Source organism: Winogradskyella sp. (genome assembly GCF_965656915.1).
GTDB lineage: Bacteria > Bacteroidota > Bacteroidia > Flavobacteriales > Flavobacteriaceae > Winogradskyella.
In genome coordinates, this window is the sequence record NZ_CBFHMI010000025.1 from 25857 (window position 1) to 32446 (window position 6590).

The following is a 6590-nucleotide window of genomic DNA, read 5'->3' on the forward strand; positions in this document are numbered from 1 at the left end:
ATAATAAAGTGCGTATTATCATAAAATAATGGCTACTAATTTAATTCAAACGTTTTCGTTAATAAATAATTTATTAAAATGAAGAAAGTCTACTGTTTTAAGACTTAGTTTTCGACTTTTTCTGTTTCATTGACATATATTCTGGCATAAAATCATCCTCATCTTCTTTTGTCTCTTCGACTTCTTTTTTAGCCTTTTTATCTTTTCTGTTTTTTCCCGAAAAGATAATTTGAAGAAGTTCTTTAAACGTATCGAACTCTACATTATAAGATAGGCCAATTCCTTGTGTATAACCAATTTCTTCACCAAAGTTTCTAATATTATTTTCTCTATTGAATACTTTTGCTCGGAGCGTACCATCTTCATTTAGTAACCAGTCTATTTGAACATCTCCGGTTATTGTGGTCTGTTGCGCACCACCAAAAGGAACACCAACCTTTCCATTTACAAGAATCTTATCTGATATTTTGGTCTGTAAGGTTAAACCCACTCTATTATTAGTCTGAAGTTCTGGTGTGTCTTGTCCTAATGCTAGATCTAATCCAACATCGAGATTTCCGTCATTACTGCCCAATAGGTTATTTACTATACCACTTAATCGCTCAGAGATTGTTCCTCTAATATCAAATCCTCTCGCTCCACTGGCGAATCCACCTGTTCCTAATAAGGCTAGTGCCTGAAAATCACGTTCATCTTTAGATGACAATCTATAATCTAGCTCAGATTTTAAAGTCGAAGTTACATTAGGAAATCTAAGATTAAAATTAGGATCTGGTTGTTCTAGCTGTCCTGTTAACTGAATCTCAACTTCTACAGGAATTCTTTGACTAATAGGATTATCTAAAAGCACAGAAGGATTTGCAGTAGCTTCATAAATGGCCTTTAGGTTTATTTCTGCCGCTAATGGATCTCCTTCCCAAACAATACTACCGCCTCTTTCTACTTCAAATTTCTTCTCAACAAAACCACCATATTTAAAATTATAAGTTCCTTCGTACACTGTAAAATCTCCCCACATATCAAAGGTTCCATTCGTATTAATGAAAAATCCTAAATTCCCTTCTCCTCTTCCTCTGATGGTACTACCAGCTTCTTTATCAATTACAATTTCTATAGTTGCATTTTGTTTTACATTTAAGTCAAAATCTAATACTAATCCTTTTACTTCTATCTGTTCTGATACTTCACCATTAATTCTCGCTAACTTTTCTTTTGGACTTAAAAAATGAATATAGGAGTTATCTCCAAAACTTTCAGAATCATTTAATGGTATAAAAAACTCAGTACCTGATTCTGTTCTTCCATCTTTTACCTTAATGACCAATTGATCTGTAGGACCTTTTATTTGGGCAGTACCAGAAATAAAAGCTGTTCCATAATAAAGTTCGTCTTCAGATTCTTCTGTATCAAGAACTAATAGTCTGCTTGTTGTTAGATCTAATCCTAATTTCCAGTCAGAAAAATTATTATGTTCTATATAGCCATTTAAATTTCCTTTAGAGAAAAATTCCGAATCCGTCATTGCCACATTATTGAATATGAAGCGTTGCTCTCGTAACGAAACTTTTGAGTCAAAATCAAATCCATAATCGACATTAAGATAAGGAATAGATAAGCCCGCTCTATCTAATAACAACTCACCATCTATACTTGGTTTATTGAGACTTCCTGAGACTTTTGCATTACCAGATACTAATCCTCTAATATTATTTACAACTCCCTCTCCTAAAGGATTTAATGGGTCTAATAAAAACTCTTCAAAAACCACATCTAAATCTATTGTTGGGTTTTGTTTTTTTACATCAATTGTACCTCTTGCGATTAGTGGTTTTAAATTATCATTAACCAAGGATACATCAACTTTATAATCTGTAATAGATTTATTACCTTCTATTTTTGCTGTTAGGTTTCCTAAGTCGTAATCATTTACAAATAGATTACTTACTACTACATCTGATTTTGGCAAATACACACCTTTATTTTGTGTAATATTTAATTTACCGTTAACAATACCTTTGAGAGATAAACTATCTATACGTGGTGTTATTTTTACTAGCTGAACATCTTTAAAATCTACGTTGATATCTTTATTTATAGAATCTCTTATACTACCTGCTACAGATATTTCTTCATCCCCTTGATTTATTTTAATCGGAAATATGTCGAAGGTTTTGAATTGTCTATCAAAACGTATTTTGTTTAGCGTATCCTTTTGAGAATTAATTAACCATTCATAACCTTTAAATAAGACATCAGACTTTCTAAAACCAATCACTGATTTATTAGTCTCGTCTATTGTGTAGAACAAGTTCATATCAAACGTATCCTGATTATTCTTACCGCCTTTAAATTCAGATTTTATAAGAAGTGTATCTCTTTTAGTAACATTAATCAGGCTGAATTGAGACGCGTTATAAATGCCTGCACTGAGCGAATCTATTTCTATAAATGTGTTGTAAAGTGGATTATTATTATCTATCGTAACATTAATATTGTTTACAAAATACTCTTGAAATTTAATCTCTGGCGAATTAAAAGTTAATTCAAATCCACGTTCGTCTGTTTCTATTCTTCCCTCTATAAATGTGTTTTTGCCTAAATATAAATCCTTAAAAAATACAGCTGCAATCTTTGAGTATATATTAAATCTAAAATTAAGGTATTGTCCTTCTTCAACCTCGTTTGGTATATAGTTGGCATATATACTTCCTATTGAGTTTTCGACCAGTTTCAGTATATCTTTAATCTTAAACTCACCATTTATTTTACCATTAATTATATCTGGAGAATTAATAGCTATTGTTCGCTCTGCACCATTAAATTCAGAAACTATATCAAAATCTTCAAACTTGTAATTACCGTCTTGATTCTTATAAACGGTATTATTAATTTTAATGGTTCCTAGAGCATTATCATAGCTTGAACCTTGTGCCGTCATACTTACCAAACCTCTAAATTCAGCAATACTATCTCTTGTTACAAAATTCAAAAGCTTTAAGTTCGCGTAGCTTACATTGGTTTCAAAATCGAATTTTTTTATTTCCTCAGAAATATCTGCTAATCCATTAAAATCTAATTTTAGATTAGGATCATCTGCCTTTAAGATGCCATTAAAAATCTTATTTCCAAGATCACCAGAAACGGTAATATTTTCGTATTTATAGTTATTATAATCCAGAACGAAAACCTGACCTTTCACCTCTGTTCTCAAGTTATCTAAAGTAAATCCCTTACCATCTAAATCTACATTGGCTGAAATGTTTTTAACCATAGGATCATTGATCATCGTGCCAATATCAAACTCATCAAAAACCACATTACCGATGTAGTTAGCATTATCAATATCATCTATATTAACCAGTTCTAAATTAGATTTTACAAATCCTAAATCTGTTGTTATATTCATGTCCGCATCGATACGCTCTTCCGTAACATAAGTTGTACCATTAATTCTAAAATTGCCAACTTTAGCAAACACAGTTGGAAGTGAATTTCCTAAAATACCAGGCAGTAACGCTGTTAAATCATTATAGTTGGATGCTAAATTCTGAAACTTACCGTCTAACTCGAAACCGTCGTCTTCTTGACCAAATAAGTTTTTAAAGTTTATATCACCTATGATTCTGGTGTTTCTGGTTGTACTAATATTGAGATTATTTGCTTGAAGATTATTCAACGTGCCTGATAAATCAGCATTAAATGTAGCGCGCTGATTGATACCAAACTCATCAAAAAACACGTTTAGTTCTGTAAGCGATACTTCAGAATCTTTAAAACTCGCTGTAACGTTAACCTTATCTGTAAAATCTTTTAAATCTTTACGCTTATAATCAAAACGTAAGTCTCCTTTTAAATCTGACTTTTCTGTTTTAATATTTATATCAGCAAAATTCATATGATCTAAAGCATACTCAAAATTTGCCATTAGATTTTCAACCTTAATTCCTCTACTATCTGTAAAACTGAATTTGTTTATACGAGAACTAACATCTGGTCCGTTAATTAAGAAGTTTGTAGTATTGGCATTTAAGTCAACAAACTCGAGTACTTTTGGTGTATCTCTGTTTTCATCGATCAATCTAAAAATACCATTCTCTATGGACATATCACTAGATGAAAGTAAGAACTCACTTGGTCCAACTCGTGGATTATCATCATCTAATTTTGCAACAAAAATATCTAGGTTAGTATCTTCTTCACCTTCGTAAGTTTTTAAATTAAAAATAAGTTCATGAATATCAATATCCCCAAAATTCAATTTACTATTATAAAGCTTTTTAAAACTAATAATAGAACTGTTTAACTCACCAATACTAATAAGTGTGTCCTTTTTATAGTCTCTTATAAGAATTTCTTTTAACTCAATATCACCATTGAGTTGCAGACCAACTTTACCTATGTTAATATCGGTTTTAAAATCTTCATTTAATCGCTCTGTCGCATATTTACCAAGTTGGGTTTGTACTACAGGAATTCCAAGAATTAAAAAAATAATAAGAAACAGCAATAAAATTATGCCTGCTAATTTACCTATTATTTTGAGTACTTTTTTGATACGAATTGCGCTTAAAAATTGATGAAATCTTCATTACCTTTGCTCTCACAATACGTTGTTGCATAAGGTTTTGGATTATACCTTGTAAAATTAACAATTATTGTGCCTAATATCGACTATGGAAAAAGAAAATATTTATATCCTTGGAATTGAATCCTCTTGTGATGATACTTCAGCAGCTATACTATGTAACGACCTTATTTTGAGTAATGTTGTTGCGAATCAGAAAATACATGCTGAATATGGTGGTGTTGTGCCAGAATTAGCCTCTCGTGCACACCAACAGAATATAGTTCCGGTTGTACATCGAGCTATTGAGAAAGCTGGCATTTCTAAAAATCAACTCAGTGCTATTGCTTTTACAAGAGGACCTGGTTTAATGGGTTCGTTATTAGTTGGCACCTCATTTGCTAAGTCACTAGCCTTTGGCTTGGAAATTCCTTTAATTGATATTAACCATATGCAAGCGCATATTTTAGCTCATTTTATAGATGAGCCAGACCATAACAAACCTCCATTTCCATTCTTAGCAATGACCATATCTGGTGGACATACGCAAATAGTGAGAGTAGATGATTACTTTAAAATGGAAGTGTTAGGAGAAACGATAGATGATGCTGTCGGTGAAGCCTATGACAAAAGTGGAAAAGTATTAGGTTTAGGTTATCCTGCTGGACCAGAAATTGATAAATGTGCACGACTCGGCAACCCAAAAGCTTATACATTCACCAAGCCAAAGGTTGATGGGTTAAATTTCAGTTTTTCAGGTTTAAAAACGGCAATCCTATATTTTGTGCAGCGCGAAGTAAAAGCCAATCCAAACTTTATTCAGGAAAATCTAAATGATATATGTGCCTCTATCCAATATACGATTATTGGTATATTAATGGATAAATTAAAGCTTGCTGTAAAACAAACAGGAATAAAACACATTGCTATTGGTGGTGGTGTTTCTGCTAATTCTGGTATTAGAAAAGCCCTAAAACTTGCAGAACAAAAACACGGTTGGACTACTTATATTCCAAAGTTTGAATACACCACAGACAATGCCGCCATGATTGCTATTGTTGGCTATTTAAAGTATTTAGAAAAAGATTTCTCAGATTTTGATGTAACGGCAACTGCTAGGTTGAAAATATAACGTGAATTGTTAAAACATCTGTTGATAAGCTAATTGGGTTTGCTTTCATTTCATTTTAAATTTTAGTTGTTTTGTACTTACCCAAATCAAACTAAATTCAATAAACATGAAACATTTTTTTACAATCTTACTTTTGGTACCGTTAATCAGCTTTTCTCAAGGAAATTTAGAGAAAGACATAGATTCCATATCAACTACAGAAGAAGCAAAGTCCTATATTAAACAACATAAAATTAATAAAGGAAAGTTATATACCTTCAATAAAGCTAAACACAAAACACGACTAGCAGATGATCTTTTTAAATTATCTAAAGGTGGAAAAAAAGTCATTAAGACTGAATATAACAAAACGTATTACAAGTTTATTAATAAAGACCAGGTCCCACATTGGAAGTTTAGTATTATACTCTTCAAATCTTCTGAAACCTCTGCTGAAGAGGCAAAACAAAAACGCTCTAAAATACTTGCTAAATTGCATGAAGGTTACAAGTTTAAGGATTTAGCAAAACATTCTTCTGAAGACCCAACAGCAAAAATGGGCGGAGATACTGGTTGGATAAAACCGGGACAGATATCTAAAGCTTTTGACGATACTGCCTTTAGTGATAGTATAAACTTAAATGAAGCGTTTTTTGTTGATGATGTAGAATTAAATAAATACTATTTGGTTATAAAAACAGAAGCTAAAACACCTATTGAAGAAATTACGGTTTTAAAAATTTCCGAAACGATTAAATAAATGCAATTATTCTTTAATCCTGATATTTCAGAAAACGATAAGTCTTTTAATTTTGACAAAGATGAAAGTCGTCATATTGTAAAAGTACTGCGTAAAAAAATTGGAGACCAATTGCATATCACAAATGGAAAAGGGTGGTTATTTACTGCAGAATT

4 protein-coding genes are annotated in these 6590 nt (G+C 31.7%); 3 read left to right on the forward strand and 1 reads right to left on the reverse strand.

Going from position 1 to position 6590, the window contains the following annotated elements; genetic code table 11:
• Window positions 1-97: 97 nt before the first annotated feature.
• Complete coding sequence (locus ACTG3Y_RS08130; protein WP_439152429.1) at window positions 98-4507, reverse strand: translocation/assembly module TamB domain-containing protein; 4410 nt, start codon at window positions 4505-4507, stop codon at window positions 98-100.
• A gap of 166 nt (window positions 4508-4673) precedes the next feature.
• Here ACTG3Y_RS08130 and tsaD point away from each other — a divergent pair, with 166 nt between their 5' ends.
• The 3 genes from tsaD to ACTG3Y_RS08145 form a co-directional block, all read left to right on the forward strand.
• The gene (tsaD, locus tag ACTG3Y_RS08135; RefSeq protein ID WP_439152430.1) at window positions 4674-5696 is read left to right on the forward strand and encodes a tRNA (adenosine(37)-N6)-threonylcarbamoyltransferase complex transferase subunit TsaD; all 1023 of its coding nucleotides are present in this window, start codon (window positions 4674-4676) and stop codon (window positions 5694-5696) included.
• 106 nt (window positions 5697-5802) lie between these two features.
• Window positions 5803-6435: a peptidylprolyl isomerase gene (locus ACTG3Y_RS08140; protein WP_439152431.1), complete on the forward strand. Its 633-nt coding sequence runs from the start codon at window positions 5803-5805 to the stop codon at window positions 6433-6435.
• Window positions 6436-6590 (forward strand): RNA methyltransferase PUA domain-containing protein (locus ACTG3Y_RS08145; protein WP_439152432.1); only part of this gene is annotated, 155 nt, incomplete at its 3' end.